Origin of the sequence: Noviluteimonas gilva, assembly GCF_009740395.1 — a bacterium.
Lineage (GTDB): Bacteria > Pseudomonadota > Gammaproteobacteria > Xanthomonadales > Xanthomonadaceae > Noviluteimonas > Noviluteimonas gilva.
Genome location: NZ_WOXT01000003.1, coordinates 18,236 through 35,558 on the forward strand (window position 1 = coordinate 18,236; position 17,323 = coordinate 35,558).

Sequence of the window (17,323 nt, forward strand, 5' to 3'; positions counted from 1 at the left end):
AGAAGGTCGCATGTCCCTCAGTCGCTACTCGCTCTACATCGCCAGCCTCGTCCTCACCGTCGTCTTCGGCTGGGCCACGCTGCGCGATCCCACGTGGGGCTGGGCGCTGATCATCTCGGCTGGCGTTGCCGCGATCGGCACGGTCGACCTGCTGCAGAAAAAGAGCACGCTGCGCCGCAACTACCCGGTGCTCGCGCATTTCCGCTATGGGCTGGAATCCATCGGCCCGGAGATGCGGCAGTACTTCATCGAATCGGACATCGCCGAAACACCGTTCTCGCGCCAGCAGCGCGCGCTGATCTACCAGCGCTCGAAATCGGTGCGCGACACGCGCCCCTTCGGCACGCTGCACGATGTCTACAGCGTCGACTACGAGTGGATCAATCATTCGCTGTCGCCGGCGGCCATTCCGTCCGACGACTTCCGCATCGACATCGGCGGCGATCGCGTTTCCAAGCCGTATTCGGCCAGCGTCTTCAACATCTCCGCGATGAGCTGGGGCGCGCTGTCGGCCGCGGCGATCCGCGCCTTGAACGAAGGCGCGCGGCGCGGCAAGTTCTACCACGACACCGGCGAGGGTTCGATCTCGCCGTATCACCTGGAAAACGGCGGCGATCTGGTGTGGGAGATCGGCTCGGGTTACTTCGGTTGCCGCGATGAGAAGGGCGGGTTCGATCCCGACAAGTTCGCGAAAGCCGCGCAACGCGAATCGGTGCGCATGATCGAGGTAAAGCTTTCGCAGGGTGCGAAGCCTGGGCACGGTGGTGTGTTGCCCGGCGCGAAGGTGACGCAGGAAGTCGCGGACACGCGCGGTGTCGCGCCCGGTGTCGACTGTGTTTCGCCGGCGAAGCACTCCGCGTTCTCGACGCCCGTGGGCTTGCTCGAATTCGTCGCCAAACTGCGCGAACTCTCCGGCGGCAAGCCGACCGGTTTCAAACTCGCGATCGGGCATCCGTGGGAATGGTTCGGCATCGCGAAGGCGATGCAGGAAACCGGGCTGTTGCCCGATTTCATCGTCGTCGACGGCGCGGAAGGTGGCACGGGCGCGGCGCCTTCGGAATTCATCGACCACGTCGGCGTGCCGATGCACGAAGCCTTGATGCTCGTGCACAACACGCTCGTGGGCCTGGACCTGCGCGACAAGATCCGCATCGGCGCCGCCGGCCGCATCGTCAGCGCGTTCGACATGGCCAAGACGATGGCGATGGGCGCGGACTGGTGCAACGCCGGGCGCGGTTTCATGTTCGCGCTGGGGTGCATCCAGTCGCTGTCGTGCCATACCGACAAGTGCCCGACGGGCGTAGCGACACAGGATCCGCGCCGCTTCAAGCAACTCGACCTGGCCGACAAGGCCACGCGCGTGCACAACTTCCACCAGAACACCGTGCATGCGTTGCGCGACCTGCTGTGCGCGGCGGGCCTGGATCATCCGGGTCAGTTGGGGCCCGAACACATCCTGCGTCGCGTCTCGCCGATCGAAGTGCGTTCGCTCGCGGCGATCTACAACTTCCTCAAGCCCGGCGAGCTGCTGACCAGCATCCCCGACCACGCGGTGTTCCAGCAGTTCTGGGCCTGCGCACGCAGCGATACCTTCGATGCGCCGGACAAAGTCAGCGCGATGCGGATCGGCAAATCTGTGTAGTCGAAGCGGGCGCTAGCGTTCGTGGCGCAGCGACCAGAAGCCGATGTCGCGGCGCAGGCGGAAGCCGATGCGTTCGTACATTTCCTTCGCGCGCTCGTTCTCGTGGCTGACGTGCAGGAAGGGCTGGATGTTCGAGGCGATCAGATCGTTGGTCAGGTACGCCATCAGCCGTCGCGCGTAACCGCGTCCGTTGCAGTCCGGGCTCGTGCACACCGCGCTGATCTCGCGCGTGGTCGTCGAGCCCAGGCGTTCACCGATCATCGCCGCGAGCTGGCCGCCTTCGTAGATGCCGAAGTAACGGCCCATTTCCATCGTGCGCGGGCGGAAGTAGTGCGGATACACCACCGCGGTGAGCGCGAGCACGTCGTCGCGATGGTCGATGCCCAGGGGCATGATCGGCGGGCCGTCGATGCTCGGCAGCGGCGCATCGCACACCATCTGCGCCAGCGGGGCGAAGGCGTGCATCTTCGCGTCGCGCACTTTTTTCGGCGCAACGCCCAGCAGGTAGACGGTTTCGACCGGCGCGACGAGCGCGTCGAGCGATTCGTCGACATCGCTGGTTTCGTCCGGCACGGCGAAGAACGGCGCGTACGCCGACGGATAACGCAACGCCACGCCGGCTTGCATCGCGATCCCGTGGTGCAGGGTGCGCAACGCGGCGTGGATGGGGTTGTCGAGGTCGTCCATGATGGCCATCAAATTCCGGAGCGAATTGCGCCCCTTGCTTGTTCGAAAGCGTCTGGCTCCACTCTCACCAATCCGGCGAAGGGGCGGGACAAGTCGTAGATCATGTACAGCACCAGGCCCGAATAGATCGCGTATGCGCCGACGATCATCACGTGCTTGCGCGAGGTGGGATAGATGAACATCAGGCCGCCGATCAGCGCCAGGCCGGCGATGGCCGCGAACCAGAACTCGAACGGCACGTGCATCGCCGATTCGTAGCCGCGCACCTGGCGTTCGCGTTCGATGACCCACAGGTTGTTTTCGATCTCCTGCGCCAGCACGTGTTCCCGGCGCGAGGCAGGCGCGAGTGCGAGCGTGCTCGCCTGGAGGGCGCGGACGGCGACCCACCCCGCGGCGCTCACCTCGCCGGTGGCTTCCTGCGCCGGCCAATCCTGGTCGATGACCGCGTCGATGTAGCGCGCGGCGGCGGCCTGCACGGCCGGTGCGCGGTACTCGCCCGCGAGGAAATACACGTGTTCGACGGCCGCCGCTTCCGTGCGCTGGCCCGCGCGCAGATCGCCCGCCTGCGTCACCACGTGGCCGAACACCAGGCCGAGGATCACGCCGTGCAGCACGCCCAGGCGATTGGTGATGTCGCGCGCGAGGTCGCGCGTTTCGCCTTCGTGCTCGTCCCCGTGGCGCCGGCGCATCCAGGCCGCGGGCAGGGCGGCGACGAGGAAGGCGACCAGCACGAACCCAAGGGCGATGGCGAGGCTGGTCCACATGGCGGCAATGTACTCCCGGTCAGAGCAGTTGCAGGACGTTCTCGATGGGGCGGCCGATGACCGCGCGGTCGCCGCGGACGAAGATCGGGCGCTCGATGAGGATCGGATGGGCGTGCATGGCGTCGATCAGGGCCGCGTCGGTCAGCGCCGGATCGGCGAGTCCGAGGTCCTTGTAGGCGTCCTCGCCGGTGCGCAGCAGGGCGCGGGCGGGCAGGCCGAGCTTGCGGACGATCTCGCGGATCTGCGCCTTGCTCGGCGGCGTGTCGAGGTAGGCCACGACCTGTGGTTGCACCCCATGCTCGGCCAGCAGCGCGAGCGCACCGCGCGACTTGGAACAACGCGGATTGTGGAAGTACTGGTCCATGCCGGCATTGTAGGACCGGGCCGCGAAAAAATAACTGCGGCCGCTTGCACACTGAATACGCACAACACATAAAAATTCCGTTGTATGCATGAACTTCCCGCGATAACGTCAGTCCATGGCTTGGGGAAGCTGATTGGGGATGATTGCGATGAAACGGGGACTGATTCTTGCGATGGTGCTCTGCGGTGCGCATGGCACGGCGCTGGCCGTCGACGCGGCCAGCAATGCCGCCAACACCGCCGCCAACAACGCCGCGGTGGTCATCGACAGCCGCTACTCCAGCAGCGGCAGCTTCCTGCCCGCCGTCAACGCCGCGCGCGACGCCGCCGCCGGCTTCGCGCTCTCGCGCGCGATGCTCACCAACGTGGTCGCCAAGCATTGCGCGCAGATCGACGTCGCCCACGCCCTGCGTGCCGACGAAGCCCGCAACCGCTGGTGGCAACACAACGAAGGCGCGGTCGGCGCCGCCAAGGGCTACGTCCAGTTGCAGCGGGCCATCGTGCAGGTGAAGCAGGGCGAAGCGGCGGCCACGCAGTACCGCGACGGCGTGATGGCGCAGGCGAAGGCCGATGCGATCGCCACGATGGAATCCTGGTTCCCGGAAGGCGAACAGGACGGCGCAACCTGCGACAAGGTCGTGGACGAATACTTCGCCGGCACGCGCGACATCGGCAGCAACGAGGAATTCGGCACGGTCCTCGGCCGCCTGGAAGGCGACATGCAGGCTTACCGGGACGCCCAAAGCACCGAGTGAGGCATGCGATCATGGCGGGCCCGAACGAGCCCGCCCGATGTCCACGCCTTGCCCGCAATGCACGCTCGAAAACACCTACGTCGACGGTGCCAACCATGTCTGCGCCGACTGCGGTTTCGAATGGCCGTTGGCGGGTGACGAAGCGGCGGTCGATTCGCTCGCGGTGCGCGACAGCAACGGCAACGTGCTTGCCGACGGCGACACGGTCGTCGTGATCAAGGATCTGAAGGTCAAAGGCAGCTCGATCCCGCTCAAACAGGGCACGGTGATCAAACACATCCGCCTGGTGCCCGACGATGCGGAACACATCGAAGGCAACTCGGACAAGATCAAGGGGCTGGTGCTGAAGACGTGCTTCCTGCGGAAGGCGTGAGGCACCGAAGCGCACGAAGGGGGCGGGGACGATGCACTTCAAAATGCCATTCAAGAAGCGGCGCGCGCTCTCCGTGACGCAGACGTGGTTCGGAGCGCGATACGCGGGATTCCTCTTCGATCACGGATTCCAGGTGGCTGCGATCAATACCGCCGAGGTCGCTTGGCATGGTGCTGAGGTGGAGGTCTTCCAGAGCCAGGAAGTGATGCTGGCATCCACTGTGCTGCGCCACGACGGCTGGACTGTGTTGGTCGCAGTGCCCGGCTCGACGATGGATGCAGATGCGATCCTGGATCGAAGTGAGGGGTGGAGCCTGATCTCGGAGGTCTGGATCGACTTCTACCAGCGCACTTCAGAGGCACGTCACCAGTTGCCGTACCCGCATGCCTTGCCCGAGGAGCGGGAGCGTGCGTTGTTCGATCAAACCTTCCGCGAGTTCCTTCGACTGGTTCGAAGCGGCGAGTTGTCGATCGACGCCCCTCGACATCGGCTCGAGGCGGAAGAAACTAGCGATCCGGAAATCCTATAGATCACGCCGCAGATACTTCGTCCCGGGCACCGGGTTGAAGACGTACGCCTGCGTCGGCACGAAGCCGATGTCCGCGTAGAGCTGTTGCGCCGTCGCCATCGACGGCAGCGTGTCGAGAAACATCCGCGAATAGCCCGAATCCTTCGCTTCATCGCACAAGCGTTCGACGAGTCGTCGGCCCAGTCGAAGGCCACGCGCGTCGGGCCGAACGTAAAGGCGCTTCATTTCGCAATCGTCCGCCGACAGCGGGCGAAGGCAAACGCAACCCAGAACACGCTCGCCGTCCTTCGCGAGCAACACGCGACCGCCGGGCCGCGCGTACTTGCCCGGCAGCGCCGCGAGCTCCGCATCGAAATCCTGGAAGTCGAGATCGACCTCCAGCCCCGACGCGTACTCGCGGAACAACGCGCGCACCGTGGCCAGGTCTTCGGGGAATGCGGCGTCGTCGATCGCGATCATGTCCAGAGTCGCAGGGCTTCCTCCGCGATGATATCCGGGCGCTCCTCCGGCCAGAACAGCTTGGCCCCCGCGATCCGCCGCACACCCATCGAATTGCCGAACGTGCGATCGAGGTAGCCCGCGCTCTCGGGCGAAAAGATCGTATCGCCGGTGCCCCAGAGAATGCGAACGGGAACGCGAACCGCCGAGAGCTTCGCCGCGATGCCCGCCAGCGGATTCGGATCCAGCCCCATCGCGTACGCATGCACCAAGGCCTTGCGCTGCGGCGATGCGACCAGCGGGCCGAGATACATCGCGATGGCTTCGTCCGTCGGATGCGCAGCGTCGGCATAACACATGCCGCCGATGCCTTCGGAAGATCGCGCCAGGCCCGTGTCCGCGTGCCACGGCGCGAGCCATTGATCGACGAACTTGCCTTCCTTCGAGAGCTCGATCACTGGCAACAGCGCGGGCGGTGGACTGTCGGGCTCCGCATCGCAGTTGGTGAGCAACAACGTGCGCACGCGTTCGGGATGTTGCACGACGAACAGTTGCGCGACTGCGCCGCCGCTGTCGTTCGCGACGAGATCGACATCATCGATGCCCAGCGTATCGAGCAGCGATACGAGCATCGCGACCTGCGCAGCCGGCGCAACGCTTTGGCCCTCGGCGACCGCAGTGAACCCGAGCGCCATGAAATCCGGCGCGATGCAGCGGCGATACGGCGACAGCCGGGGGAGGGCGCCGCGCCACTGGAATCCGTTGAGCGGAAAGCCGTGCAGGAACAACGCAACACGCCCGACGCCCCGCTCGACATACGCGATGTCGCCGAACGGCGTGTTGACGAATTTGCGCGCCGCGGTCCATTCCGCCGCGCGTAAACCATCCGCGCTCGCCGGCCCGATGCCGAACGAACCCGCCGCGACCACCACGGCGGCCGCGCGCAAAAATTCCCGACGATTCATGACCAACTCCGATACCGATCGAAAACGGGCGGGCCCGCGCGTCGCGAGGCCCGCCCGCGGTAACCGTCAGCCTTCCTGCTTGGCCGACACGTGCGCTTCCTTCAACTTCGTCGCGCACTCTTCGCAACACACTTCGACGGTCTGGCCGCCGATCTTCACCTGGATGGCGTTTTCATCCAGGGGGTAATCGCAGGCGGCACAAGTCTTCTGGGACATGGCGAAACTCCAGGGGGCATACCCGTATCGGGTAGGCGCATTGAACCGCCACGGCGGGTTCAACCGCTTTCGGAATCTTTAGCGACGTCGCAGGGCCGTCTGCCGGAACTCCGACGGCGAGCGTCCATACACCTGCTGGAAGGCCGCGCTGAAGTGGCTGTGGCTGGAGAAACCGAGCGACAGGCCCAGCGTCGTGAGGTCCTCGACTTCGCTCAACTGATCCAACGCACGCGCAAGCCGCAGGCGCAATTGATAGCGATATAGCGGCATGCCTTCGACCATCTGGAAACTCTGCGTGAGATACACCGGCGAGACGCCGACTTCGGCGGCGACGCCCGCGAGCGTCCAGCGCCGCGCGAGGTCGCGCATCAGCACGAGCTTGGCGCGATCGACCAAACGCTGGCGCCCGACGCTCGAGGCCGCTGCATGCGTCGTGCGCGGGCCGATGGCGCGTTGCACGAGTGTCAACGCGAGGCTTTCGCCTTCGAGCGGCTCGGCGATGCCTTCGCGCAGGCTGTGGCGGAGCAGGGCGACCAGCACCTGCGCACGCGCATCGATGCGCAGGCGATGCAGTCGGAAAGCGAAGGCGTCGCCCTCGCGCAGCAGGTCCTTCGGCACGATCTCCTGGAGCAGGGCTTCGTCGACGGAAATCGTCAGGCTGGCGTCGCCACCCGGGTTCGGATGGCTCACGCGATAGCTTTCGCCGCGGTTGAAGATCAGGACCTGGCTTGCATCGGCAACGGCTTCTTCTTCGCCGACATGCACGACGTACGTGCCGCGATAGGGGAAGACGAGTTCGGTCGTGCCCGAGCGTTCTTCCTCGCTCAGGTGACGGTGCGTTCCTGCGCAAACGACATCTCGCACTGCAACAGTGGGCGTTTGCAACAGCAGATGGGTGGCAAATTCGGACATCGGCGCCAAGCTTAGGGGTTTGCGCACAAAACGCCGATGCCCGCGCGCAGCAACGGCGTAACCGTTTTCTGCTGCAGCGCCACATGTGAACCACTCATCGGTTCTACATTCAAGGCGTTAGCAATTCGTTACGAAGCTGTTACACAGTCCGTGTGGCGCATCGGGGCGCCACCGGCGCGGAGTGCGCCGACCACACGTGCAGGAGTGACCCAGGCATGGCGATGGAAACACGCAAAGGACTCATGAAGGTATCGGCCTTGGCCCTGGGCTTGTCGTTCGCATTGGCGGCGCAGGCGCAGGAAGCAAGCACGGGGGCGCCCGCCGCCGACCAGCAGGACGCGGCGCAATCCCCCGCGCAACTCGACACCGTGCAGGTGCTCGGTTCGCGCGCCCGCGGCCGAACGGCGTCGGAAACCGCCGCACCGGTCGATGTGATCACCAGTGAACAACTCCGCCAGGCGGGCGTGCAGGAAGTGGGGCAGATCCTGCAGATGCTCGAACCCAGCTTCAATTTCTCCCGCACCTTCGTGAGCGACGGCACGGACATCCTCCGCCCCGCCACGTTGCGTGCCCTCGGGCCCGACCAGGTGCTCGTGCTCGTCAACGGCAAGCGTCGCCACCAGCAGGCGCTGGTGAACGTGCAGCAGACGATCGGTCGCGGTTCGGCCGGTACCGACATCAACGCGATTCCGATCTCGGCGATCGACCGCGTCGAAGTGCTGCGCGACGGTGCGTCGGCGCAGTACGGTTCCGACGCGATCTCCGGCGTGATCAACATCGTGCTGCGCCAGCAGACCGATGCCACGCTGATGAACTTCGAAGTCGGGCAAACGTACGAAGGCGACGGCCGCGTGCTGCACGGCGGCGCCAACACCGGTTGGAAGATCGGCGACGGTGGCTTCTTCAACCTCACCGGCGAATACCGCGATCGCGAAGAAACCAATCGCGCGGGCCCCGACCTGTTGCGCGTGGATCCGCCGCGCGTCACGCAACGCCTCGGCGATGCGGATGCGAAGGACATGTATTTGTGGATGAACGGTGAACTGCCGATCGGCGGCGGCGAGCTGTACTGGTTCGGTGGGCTCTCCAAGCGCGAAGGCGATTCGTCGGGCTTCTTCCGCACCGGCGGCGACAACCGCACCGTGCCCGACCTGTATCCCAACGGCTTCCTGCCCAACATCATCACCACGGTGGAGGATGGATCGCTCGCGGTCGGTTATCGCAGGGTACTCAACGACGCGTGGGACATGGACCTGTCGGTCAACCACGGCAAGAGCAAGTTCGGTTTCGAAGAGCGCAATTCGGTCAACGTCAGCTGGTGGTACGAGCCGATCGATCCGCTCAATCCCGCCGCCGGCATCTACGGCGCATCGCCGGTGGAAGCCGATACCGGCACGCTCGAGTTCACGCAGACCACGGTCAACCTCGACTTCCGCGGCAACATCGACTGGGGCATCGGCAACAGTCCGCTGTCGCTGGCCACGGGTGCGGAATGGCGCACGGACGGTTACGCCATCGAAGCGGGCGACCCGGTGTCGTACACGTACGGCCGCACCGACGATCGCAACATTCCGATCTTCGGCCAGGACGGCGTCGGCATCGCGCAACCGGGCATGCAGGGCTTCCCCGGCTTCTCGCCGCGCGAAGCGGTCGACGAAAGCCGCCACAACTGGGCGGTGTACCTGGACAGCGAGTCCAAGCTCACCAACGACTTCCTGCTCGGCGCGGCGATCCGTTACGAGGATTACTCGGACTTCGGCACCACGGTCACCGGCAAGTTGTCGGCGCGCCTGGACATGAGCCCGACCTTCGCGATCCGCAGTACGGTCTCCACCGGCTTCCGCGCGCCGGGCGTGCAGCAGTTGTTCTACGGCCAGCGCTCGACCAACCTCAACGCCGAGGGCGTGCTCACCGATACGCTCACCGCGCGACAGGACAGCGACGTCACGCGCGCATTCGGCATCCAGCCGCTGAAGGAAGAGGAATCCACGGCGTTCACGCTGGGCCTGGCATGGCGGCCGAACGAGAAGTTCGCGCTGACCGTCGACTTCTTCCAGATCGACATCAACGACCGCATCATTTTCTCCAGCAACATCCAGCCCGAGGACATCACCACGTGCGGCCCGGCGCTGGAAGGCTGCCCGATCCGCCAGATCCTCGATCCGATCGGCGTGGGGCAGGTGCTCTTCTTCACCAACGCCATCGACACCAAGACCGAAGGCGTCGACATCGTCGCCGACTACAACACCGACCTGTGGGGCGGCGCGCTCGACCTGACGGCGTTGATGCACTGGAACAAGACGGTGGTGAACAAGCGTCGCTCGCAGTCGACCGTGCTGTCGCCGGAAGTGTTGTTCGACGACACGCAGATCACGCTGCTGGAAGAAGGCCAGCCCGGCGCCAAGCATGTGTTCCAGGGCTTCTGGCACAACGACCAGTGGGAGTTCACGCTGCGCGAGAACTACTTCGGTTCGGTTTCGGGCGAAGGCTTCACGCCGGGCCTGAAGGAAACCTGGGGCGGCAAGTGGCTGACGGACGTCGCGGTCGGTTACAACTTCAGCGAAAACATCCGCCTCACCGTCGGCGCCAACAACGTTTTCGACGTGTATCCGGACAAGTGGGACGCGGGCGTCACCAATCCCAACGATCCAAACTTCGGCGTTTCGCCGCAGACCAACGTGTTCCCCGCGCTGGGCTTCATCTACGGCTGGGAAACGATGCCCTTCGGCATGAACGGCGGGTATTACTACGCCAAGATGGATTTCAAGTTCTAAGTCGGAACCTCTCCCTCCCCTGCAGTGGCAGGGGAGGGCCGGGGAGGGGTTGCGTCAACTTCAGCGCGCAACTTGCCCCAGCGCAAAATCAATCGCCGCACGTACCGCCGCCACCTGCGCATCGTTGCACTGCTGCGGCGTCGCGCGCGGGCTGTCCGGATACACCTCGGTCGTCGTGCGATAGCGCGCCTTCGTGATCGACGTGCAGAGCCCGAGATCGCGCAGCGCATAGTTGATGACGCCGTGCGCGACGACGGGTGAACCGATGATCTCGTTGTTCTCGTCCGGCGGCGCGATGTGCGTGACTTTTTCGACCGCCGCGATGATCGCCTGCTGGAATTCCGGCTGCGGGTCTTCGGTGTCGCCGACGAGATAGAAACCGTCGGGAATGCCTTCGGGCGCGGTCGGCTTGCCGTCGCGCGCGGCGAGGGCGGGGCGGAATTCGGTTTCGTCGGTGTCGGTGGTTTCGTGCAGGTCGATGTGCACGAGCGCCTTGTCGCGAATCGGTGCGACCAAACGCAGCAACGCGGCCGATTCCTCCGACGGGCTGTTCTCGCGGAACGAACGATTGGGGTCGATCGCGTTCGGGTTCCAGCGATGGATGCGCTCGTAGGCCCACGGGCTCACGCACGGGACGACCAGGAGATTCACGCGCCCGGCGTAGTCCTCGCCGTGTTGCTCGACGAACTGCAGCGCGCCGTGCACGCCGCTGGTTTCGTAACCGTGCACGCCGCCGGTGACAAGAATCGTCGGGAGCGCGTCGTTCCAGTTGCGCGAACGGATCGCGAGTTGCGGAAACGTTTCATCGCCGTAAACAAGGCGGCCGTATTCGCTCACGTCGAAGCGCGAACGCAGGCGATCGACGCGCGCGACGACATCGTCGGCGTAACTGCGATGGCGCACCTGGGCGGCGAGCCAGGCCTGTTTCTCGGCGGCGCCCCACGGTTGCAGCGGCGTGCCGATGGGATAGAAGGAAGCGGAAGTCATGGGGGGAGAACGTCAGTGGGCGAACGCGCACTTTAAGCCAGACCGCGAGCGCTTTGCGTCGTCGGCCGGGGAACCGAGCGTTCTTATCGCCTGGCGCGCAGGCAGGCTGCATCCGCCTGCGGTGCCAGCGCGTAACTTGGTCGAATACCGCGTCGCATCGGCGCGGAGGGAGACAGCCATGCGACGTTTGATCGGCGTACTGTTGGGTTGTCTGTTCGCGGCGGCGGCCCTCGCGCATCCCGGCGCATCGATCCACGTGGCGGCCGACGGTCGCATCTACTTCGTCGATACCGGCGGCGGCATGTTCGTCGTCGGGCGCGACGGGAAACTCGTGCGGCAACCCGGGCCGGCGTTCCACTGGTTCGCGCTGGACGAGACATCGGGCTTGGCGAAGACCCGCTGGCCTTCGATCCCGGGTTCCGAAATCACCGCGGTCGGCACGCGTCCGACGATCGTGTTGTCGAGCGACTTCCCGGTCGCCGTCGGGTCCGACGGTGCGTTGTATTACCCGCGGCTGGTCGGCGAGACGCGTTGGGAAATCGTGCGGGTCGCGCCGGGCGGCGCGCTCTCGGTGCATGCGCGCTTCCCCGCGATGAAACGCTCCGACGGCGACATGCAATACGTCAACGGCATGGCCGCGACACCGGACGGCGCGCTGTATTTCAGCCACGATCGATCGGTGCACAAGATCGATGCGAAAGGGAAGGTCACGACACTCGTTCGCGATGTCGTCGTGCCGGGGTGCACGCGCATTCCCGGTGTCGAGTCGAAAGTCGGCCCTTACCTGCGCGGCCTGGATGTCGCACCGAACGGCACGGTCTTCATCGCCGCCGCAGGCTGCGGGGCGGTCCTGATGATCTCGCCCAAATGGGTCATCACGCCCGTCCTGCGCTCCGCGCCGCCGTATTCGCCGACCGCCGTCGCGGTGGCCAACGGCGAGGTCTACGTCCTGGAATACCTGCACACCAACTCCGACGACCGCAGCGAGTGGTTGCCGCGCGTGCGGAAGATCACGTCGAAGGGGAAGGTCGAAGTCGTGGTCGCCACGACCCGCTGAGTGCTCCGGAACGGCCGAACTCGGCCGTCCGGCCCGCAAGCCGCCCCCCAACTAGCCCGTTGGTCATCTTGTCTTTCCCAACGCCCCTCCGCACAGTCGGCGGGGTTTACGGAATCCTATTTCCTCGGGGAGTCACTGATGGACAGACGCACGTTCCTTACGATGTCGGGTCTCGGCGTAGCCGGCCTGGCGTTGCCTTTCGGTCGCGTCATCGCCGCCGAGGCGCTGGTCGAGACGCTGGATGTGGCGAAGAAGAAGGCGCTCGCCGACGCCGCGATGCAGGCAGCCACCTCCGCCGGGGCCACATACTGCGACGTGCGCATCGGGCGCTACCTGCGCCAGTTCGTGATCACGCGCGAGGACAAGGTCGAGAACGTGGTCAACACCGAGTCGACCGGCATCGGCGTGCGCGTGCTCGTGAATGGCGCCTGGGGCTTCTCGGCCACCAACGCGCTGAACACGCAGGGCGTGGTGAAAGCCGCGCAGCAGGCCGCCGCGATCGCCAAGGCCAACTCGAAGATGCAGACCGCACCGGTGCAGCTGGCCAAGACCCCGGGCGTCGGTGAAGTGGCGTGGAAGACGCCCATCGTGAAGAACTCGATGGAAGTGGCGATCAAGGACAAGGTGGACCTGCTGCTCGGCGTCAACGCCGCGGCCACCAACGCCGGCGCCGACTTCGTCAACTCGATGCTGTTCCTGGTCAACGAGCAGAAGTATTTCGCTTCGACCGACGGCAGCTACATCGACCAGGACGTGCACCGCATCTGGGCGCCGATGACGGTCACCGCCATCGACAAGGCCAGCGGCAAGTTCCGCACGCGCGACGGCCTGTCCGCGCCCATGGGCATGGGCTTCGAATATCTCGACGGCGCGCAGTCCGGCAAGTTCGTCTCGCCCAACGGCGTGGTGAACTACGGCCTGTCCTACGACATGAAGGAAGACGCGATCGCCTCGGCCAAGCAGGCGCGCGCCAAGCTCACCGCGCCGTCGGTGAAGCCGGGCAAGTACGACCTCGTGCTCGACCCTTCGCACACCTGGCTCACGATCCACGAATCGATCGGCCATCCGACCGAACTCGACCGCGTGCTCGGCTACGAAGCCAACTATGCGGGCACCAGCTTCGCCACGCTCGACAAGCGCACCAACAAGTTCAAGTACGGCAGCGACAAGGTCACCGTCTATGCCGACAAGGTGCAGAAGGGCAGCCTGGGCGCGGTGGGTTACGACGACGAAGGCGTGAAGACCAAGCGCTGGGACATCATCAAGGACGGCACGCTGGTGGATTACCAGACCATCCGCGACCAGGCCCACATCCTCGGCAAGACCGAGTCCGATGGTTGCTGCTACGCCGACTCCTGGTCGAGCGTGCAGTTCCAGCGCATGGCCAACATCTCGCTGGAACCGGGCAAGGACAAGCAAAGCGTCGCGGACATGATCAAGGGCGTCGAGAACGGCATCTACATCATCGGCGACGGCTCGTTCTCCATCGACCAGCAGCGCTACAACGCGCAGTTCGGCGGCCAGCTGTTCTACGAAATCAAGAACGGGCAGATCACCAAGCAGATCGAAGACGTGGCCTACCAGATCCGCACGCCGGAATTCTGGAATGCCTGCGTCGGTGTCTGCGACGAGAGCGACTATCGCCTCGGCGGTTCGTTCTTCGACGGCAAGGGGCAGCCGGGCCAGGTCTCGGCGGTCTCGCACGGGTCGAGCACGGCGCGCTTCAACGGCATCAACGTCATCAACACCGCCCGCAACCTCGGCTGACCTTCGGAGACCCACCTAAATGAGCATCCTCAACGAAGCGCAGGCCAAGGCCATCCTCGACAAGGTCATCAAGCTGTCGAAGGCCGACCAGACCACGGCGCAGCTGACCGGCTCGGTCGACGGCAACATCCGCTTCGCCCTCAACAACATTTCCACCAGCGGCATCGTCGAAGACACCGACCTCGCGGTCGAAGTGGCCTTCGGCAAGCGCGTGGGCGTGGCGACGATCAACGAGTTCGACGATGCCTCGCTCGAACGCGTGGTGCGCCGCGCCGAAGAACTCGCGCGCCTCGCACCCGAAAACCCGGAGTTCATGCCGGCGATCGACAAGCAGACCTACGCGCCCACGCCGACCTTCAGCGAATCGACCGCGGCGATCACGCCGGAATATCGCGCGCAGGTCGCGGCCGATTCGATCGCGCCGTGCAAGAACGAAAAGCTGATCGCCGCAGGCTTCCTCGAAGACGGCCAGAGCTTCGTGGCCTTCGCCAACAGCAAGGGCAACTTCGGTTACCAGCGCGCGACGAGCTTCGACTACACCTGCACGGTGCGGACCGAAGATGGTCGCGGTTCGGGCTGGGTGGGGCGCAACGTCAAGGCGTCCAACGAGTTCAAGGCCGACGACGACATCCGCGTCGCGATGCGCAAGGCCACCGAATCGGCCGAAGCCAAGGCGCTGGAGCCCGGCAAGTACACGGTGATCCTGGAACCGGCCGCGGCCGCGGGCCTGATCTCCTTCATGTTCAATTTCTTCGGTGCGCGCGAGGCCGATGAAGGCCGCAGCTTCCTGTCGAAGAAGGGCGGCGGCAACAAGCTCGGCGAGCAGGTCTTCGACCCGCGCGTGAACTTCAGCGCCAACCCGGCCGACCCCAATGCGCCGGTGCTTCCGTGGGATGGCGAAGGCCTGCCGCGCGAGAACATGCCGATCGTGAAGGACGGCAAGGTGGTCGCCATGCAGTACTCGCGCTACTGGGCGAAGAAGCAGGGCAAGACCGCGCAGGCCGAGCCGGGCAACCTGATCATGTCCGGTGGCGACAAGAGCACCGCGCAACTGGTGGCCGGCACGCAGAAGGGCATCCTCGTCACGCGCACCTGGTACATCCGCCTGGTCGATCCGCAGACGGTGCTGCTCACGGGCCTGACGCGCGACGGCACGTTCTACATCGAGAACGGGCAGATCAAGCATCCGGTGAAGAACTTCCGCTTCAACGAATCGCCGGTGATCATGCTCAACAACATCGAGGAACTCGGCAAGCCGGTGCGCGTTGCGGGCGACGAGTCCTCGCTGATCATGATGATCCCGCCGATGAAGTTGCGCGACTTCACCTTCACCTCGCTCTCGGACGCGGTGTGAGCACGTGAATCGCGCGCAGTTCCTCCGGCTGCTCCTGCTCGGGGCAGCCGGAGCTGCATTGCCGCCGCTGGCGCGTGCGGCGCGCGTGGAGTACGACTTCTGGCTCACGCGGCTGAAGTACGACTCGGGCGATTGGGATGTCGACCAGCGCATGCCGTCGAACCTGGTGACGTCGCTGATCGACTACACCAACCTGCGCGTGGACCCGAAGGAACACGTGCTGGCGCTGGCCGATCCGAAGATGCTCACCGCGCCGTTCTGCTACCTGGCCGGGCACAAGCTGGTGGAGTTCAATCCGCAGGAGCGGCGCAACTTCGAGCGCTACGTGCGCAATGGCGGGTTCGTGTTCGTCGACGACTGCAACCACGACATCGATGGGTTGTTCGCAAAATCCTTCGAAGCGCAGATGGCGTCGATCTTCGGGCCGAAGGCGCTGCGCAAGCTGCCGAACACGCATCCGTTGTATCGCAGCTTCTTCAAGTTTCCCGACGGGCCGCCGGCGACAGGCTTCGAGTTGAACGGGTGGGGCGACGACCTCGTGCACGATTACCTGCGCGGGATCGAGATCGACGGGCGCCTGGGCATCCTCTACAGCAACAAGGACTATGGTTGCGAGTGGGATTACGACTGGCGCAACAAGCGCTTCCTGGCCGAGGACAACACCAAGTTCGCGGTCAACATCGTGATGTACGCATTGAACAGCTGACGGGCGAACGCGCATGAACGACACCGGCTCCAACACGACATTCACCGAAGCTGATCTGAAGGCGCAGCTCGCGCGTCTGTCCACGTTGCGCGATGCGATCGCGCAGGCGATCGTCGGGCAGGAGGCGGTGGTCGAGCAGCTGCTGATCGGCTTGCTCGCCGGCGGGCATTGTTTGCTCGAAGGCGTGCCGGGCCTGGGCAAGACGCTGCTCGTGCGCTCGCTCGGGCAAGCGCTTGACTTGCAATTCCGCCGCGTGCAGTTCACGCCCGACCTGATGCCCAGCGACATCCTCGGCACCGAGTTGCTGGAAGAAGACCACGGCACCGGCCATCGTCACTTCCGTTTCCAGCCGGGCCCGATCTTCACCAATCTGCTGCTTGCGGATGAATTGAATCGCACGCCGCCGAAGACGCAGGCCGCGTTGCTCGAAGCGATGCAGGAACGCACGGTGAGCTATGCCGGCGTGACGCATGCGTTGCCGTCGCCGTTCTTCGTGCTCGCCACGCAGAATCCGCTGGAGCAGGCCGGCACGTATCCGTTGCCCGAAGCGCAGCTCGATCGCTTCCTGCTGCACATCCGCGTCGATTATCCGAGCGAGCGCGAGGAATACGACATCCTCGCGCAGACCACCGGCTCGACGATGGGCCAGGTGCCCGAGGTGATGCACGGTGAGGAAGTGCTGGCCTTGCAGGCGCGCGTGCGCGAAGTGCATCTCGGCCCCGATCTGCTTGCATGGATCACGCGCCTGGTGCGCGCGAGCCGTCCGAGCGAACACGCCCCGGCCGAAATTCGCCAATGGGTGAAGTGGGGCGCGGGCCCGCGTGCGGGCCAATCGCTCGTGCTCGCTGCGAAGGCGCGTGCGTTGTTGCACGGCCGCCTCGCGGCCACGCGCGAGGACATCCTCGCGCTCGCCGCACCCGTGATGCGCCATCGCCTGCTGCTGTCCTTCGCTGCCGAAGCCGAACAGAAGAGTGCGGACGACGTGATCGCGGCGCTGTTGCGCAGCGTGCCGTTCGCCGCCTGACGCGAGGCAC

General features: G+C 65.2%; 18 protein-coding genes. 10 read left to right on the forward strand and 8 right to left on the reverse strand.

The genetic code is table 11. The annotated features are described in order from the left end of the window. The first annotated feature begins 10 nt into the window (after positions 1–10). Entirely contained in the window at positions 11–1,642 is a 1,632-nt protein-coding gene (locus GN331_RS11000) for an FMN-binding glutamate synthase family protein (RefSeq protein ID WP_156642085.1), read from the forward strand. A gap of 12 nt (positions 1,643–1,654) precedes the next feature. On the opposite strand, the gene GN331_RS11005 is transcribed toward GN331_RS11000, so the two are convergent. From GN331_RS11005 to arsC, 3 genes are read right to left on the reverse strand one after another with little or no spacing between them, the layout of a single operon-like run. Continuing rightward, positions 1,655–2,338, reverse strand: a complete 684-nt coding sequence (locus GN331_RS11005; RefSeq protein ID WP_231734473.1) for a GNAT family N-acetyltransferase — start codon at positions 2,336–2,338, stop codon at positions 1,655–1,657. Next, positions 2,338–3,093 (reverse strand): bestrophin-like domain, encoded by a 756-nt coding sequence (locus GN331_RS11010; RefSeq protein ID WP_156642087.1) that lies wholly within the window; start codon positions 3,091–3,093, stop codon positions 2,338–2,340. The genes GN331_RS11005 and GN331_RS11010 overlap by 1 nt, the downstream gene beginning before the upstream one ends. Before the next feature lie 19 nt (positions 3,094–3,112). Next, positions 3,113–3,457: an arsenate reductase (glutaredoxin) gene (arsC, locus tag GN331_RS11015; RefSeq protein WP_156642088.1), complete on the reverse strand. Its 345-nt coding sequence runs from the start codon at positions 3,455–3,457 to the stop codon at positions 3,113–3,115. Positions 3,458–3,605: 148 nt separating this feature from the next. Here arsC and GN331_RS11020 point away from each other — a divergent pair, with 148 nt between their 5' ends. From GN331_RS11020 to GN331_RS11030, 3 genes are read left to right on the forward strand one after another with little or no spacing between them, the layout of a single operon-like run. Further along, positions 3,606–4,211 carry a hypothetical protein gene (locus tag GN331_RS11020; protein ID WP_156642090.1) on the forward strand — a complete coding sequence of 202 codons (606 nt, stop codon included), beginning with the start codon at positions 3,606–3,608 and terminating at the stop codon, positions 4,209–4,211. Positions 4,212–4,248: 37 nt separating this feature from the next. Continuing rightward, on the forward strand, positions 4,249–4,584 hold the full coding sequence (locus tag GN331_RS11025) for a zinc ribbon domain-containing protein YjdM (RefSeq protein WP_156642091.1): 336 nt from the start codon (positions 4,249–4,251) through the stop codon (positions 4,582–4,584). Positions 4,585–4,615: 31 nt separating this feature from the next. Next, positions 4,616–5,113: a hypothetical protein gene (locus tag GN331_RS11030; RefSeq protein WP_156642093.1), complete on the forward strand. Its 498-nt coding sequence runs from the start codon at positions 4,616–4,618 to the stop codon at positions 5,111–5,113. Here GN331_RS11030 and GN331_RS11035 read toward each other — a convergent pair. The 4 genes from GN331_RS11035 to GN331_RS11045 all read right to left on the reverse strand — a co-directional run bounded on the left by GN331_RS11035 (position 5,108) and on the right by GN331_RS11045 (position 7,596). After that, a complete protein-coding gene (locus GN331_RS11035) occupies positions 5,108–5,572 on the reverse strand; it encodes a GNAT family N-acetyltransferase (RefSeq protein ID WP_156642095.1) in 465 nt (154 codons plus the stop codon). The genes GN331_RS11030 and GN331_RS11035 overlap by 6 nt on opposite strands. Further along, a complete protein-coding gene (locus GN331_RS11040) occupies positions 5,569–6,516 on the reverse strand; it encodes an alpha/beta fold hydrolase (RefSeq protein ID WP_156642096.1) in 948 nt (315 codons plus the stop codon). Before GN331_RS11040 ends, GN331_RS11035 begins: the two co-directional genes overlap by 4 nt. Positions 6,517–6,582: 66 nt before the next feature. Next, positions 6,583–6,732: a hypothetical protein gene (locus GN331_RS16570; RefSeq protein ID WP_197427104.1), complete on the reverse strand. Its 150-nt coding sequence runs from the start codon at positions 6,730–6,732 to the stop codon at positions 6,583–6,585. 78 nt (positions 6,733–6,810) lie between these two features. Next, positions 6,811–7,596, reverse strand: a complete 786-nt coding sequence (locus tag GN331_RS11045; protein ID WP_331713455.1) for a helix-turn-helix transcriptional regulator — start codon at positions 7,594–7,596, stop codon at positions 6,811–6,813. Between the two features lie 290 nt (positions 7,597–7,886). Here GN331_RS11045 and GN331_RS11050 point away from each other — a divergent pair, with 290 nt between their 5' ends. Next, complete coding sequence (locus tag GN331_RS11050) at positions 7,887–10,418, forward strand: TonB-dependent receptor plug domain-containing protein (protein ID WP_156642100.1); 2,532 nt, start codon at positions 7,887–7,889, stop codon at positions 10,416–10,418. A 60-nt stretch (positions 10,419–10,478) separates the two neighbouring features. On the opposite strand, the gene GN331_RS11055 is transcribed toward GN331_RS11050, so the two are convergent. Then, on the reverse strand, positions 10,479–11,405 hold the full coding sequence (locus tag GN331_RS11055; RefSeq protein ID WP_156642102.1) for a M14 family metallopeptidase: 927 nt from the start codon (positions 11,403–11,405) through the stop codon (positions 10,479–10,481). Positions 11,406–11,583: 178 nt separating this feature from the next. Here GN331_RS11055 and GN331_RS11060 point away from each other — a divergent pair, with 178 nt between their 5' ends. The 5 genes from GN331_RS11060 (at position 11,584) to GN331_RS11080 (ending at position 17,313) form a co-directional block, all read left to right on the forward strand. Continuing rightward, on the forward strand, positions 11,584–12,462 hold the full coding sequence (locus GN331_RS11060; RefSeq protein ID WP_156642104.1) for an NHL repeat-containing protein: 879 nt from the start codon (positions 11,584–11,586) through the stop codon (positions 12,460–12,462). Between the two features lie 138 nt (positions 12,463–12,600). Further along, on the forward strand, positions 12,601–14,229 hold the full coding sequence (locus GN331_RS11065; RefSeq protein ID WP_156642105.1) for a TldD/PmbA family protein: 1,629 nt from the start codon (positions 12,601–12,603) through the stop codon (positions 14,227–14,229). A 19-nt stretch (positions 14,230–14,248) separates the two neighbouring features. Further along, entirely contained in the window at positions 14,249–15,583 is a 1,335-nt protein-coding gene (locus GN331_RS11070; protein ID WP_156642107.1) for a TldD/PmbA family protein, read from the forward strand. A 4-nt stretch (positions 15,584–15,587) separates the two neighbouring features. After that, positions 15,588–16,289, forward strand: coding sequence for a DUF4159 domain-containing protein (locus tag GN331_RS11075; protein ID WP_331713456.1), 702 nt, complete (start codon positions 15,588–15,590; stop codon positions 16,287–16,289). 13 nt (positions 16,290–16,302) lie between these two features. Next, positions 16,303–17,313: an AAA family ATPase gene (locus GN331_RS11080; RefSeq protein WP_156642109.1), complete on the forward strand. Its 1,011-nt coding sequence runs from the start codon at positions 16,303–16,305 to the stop codon at positions 17,311–17,313. The last annotated feature ends 10 nt before the right edge of the window (positions 17,314–17,323 follow it).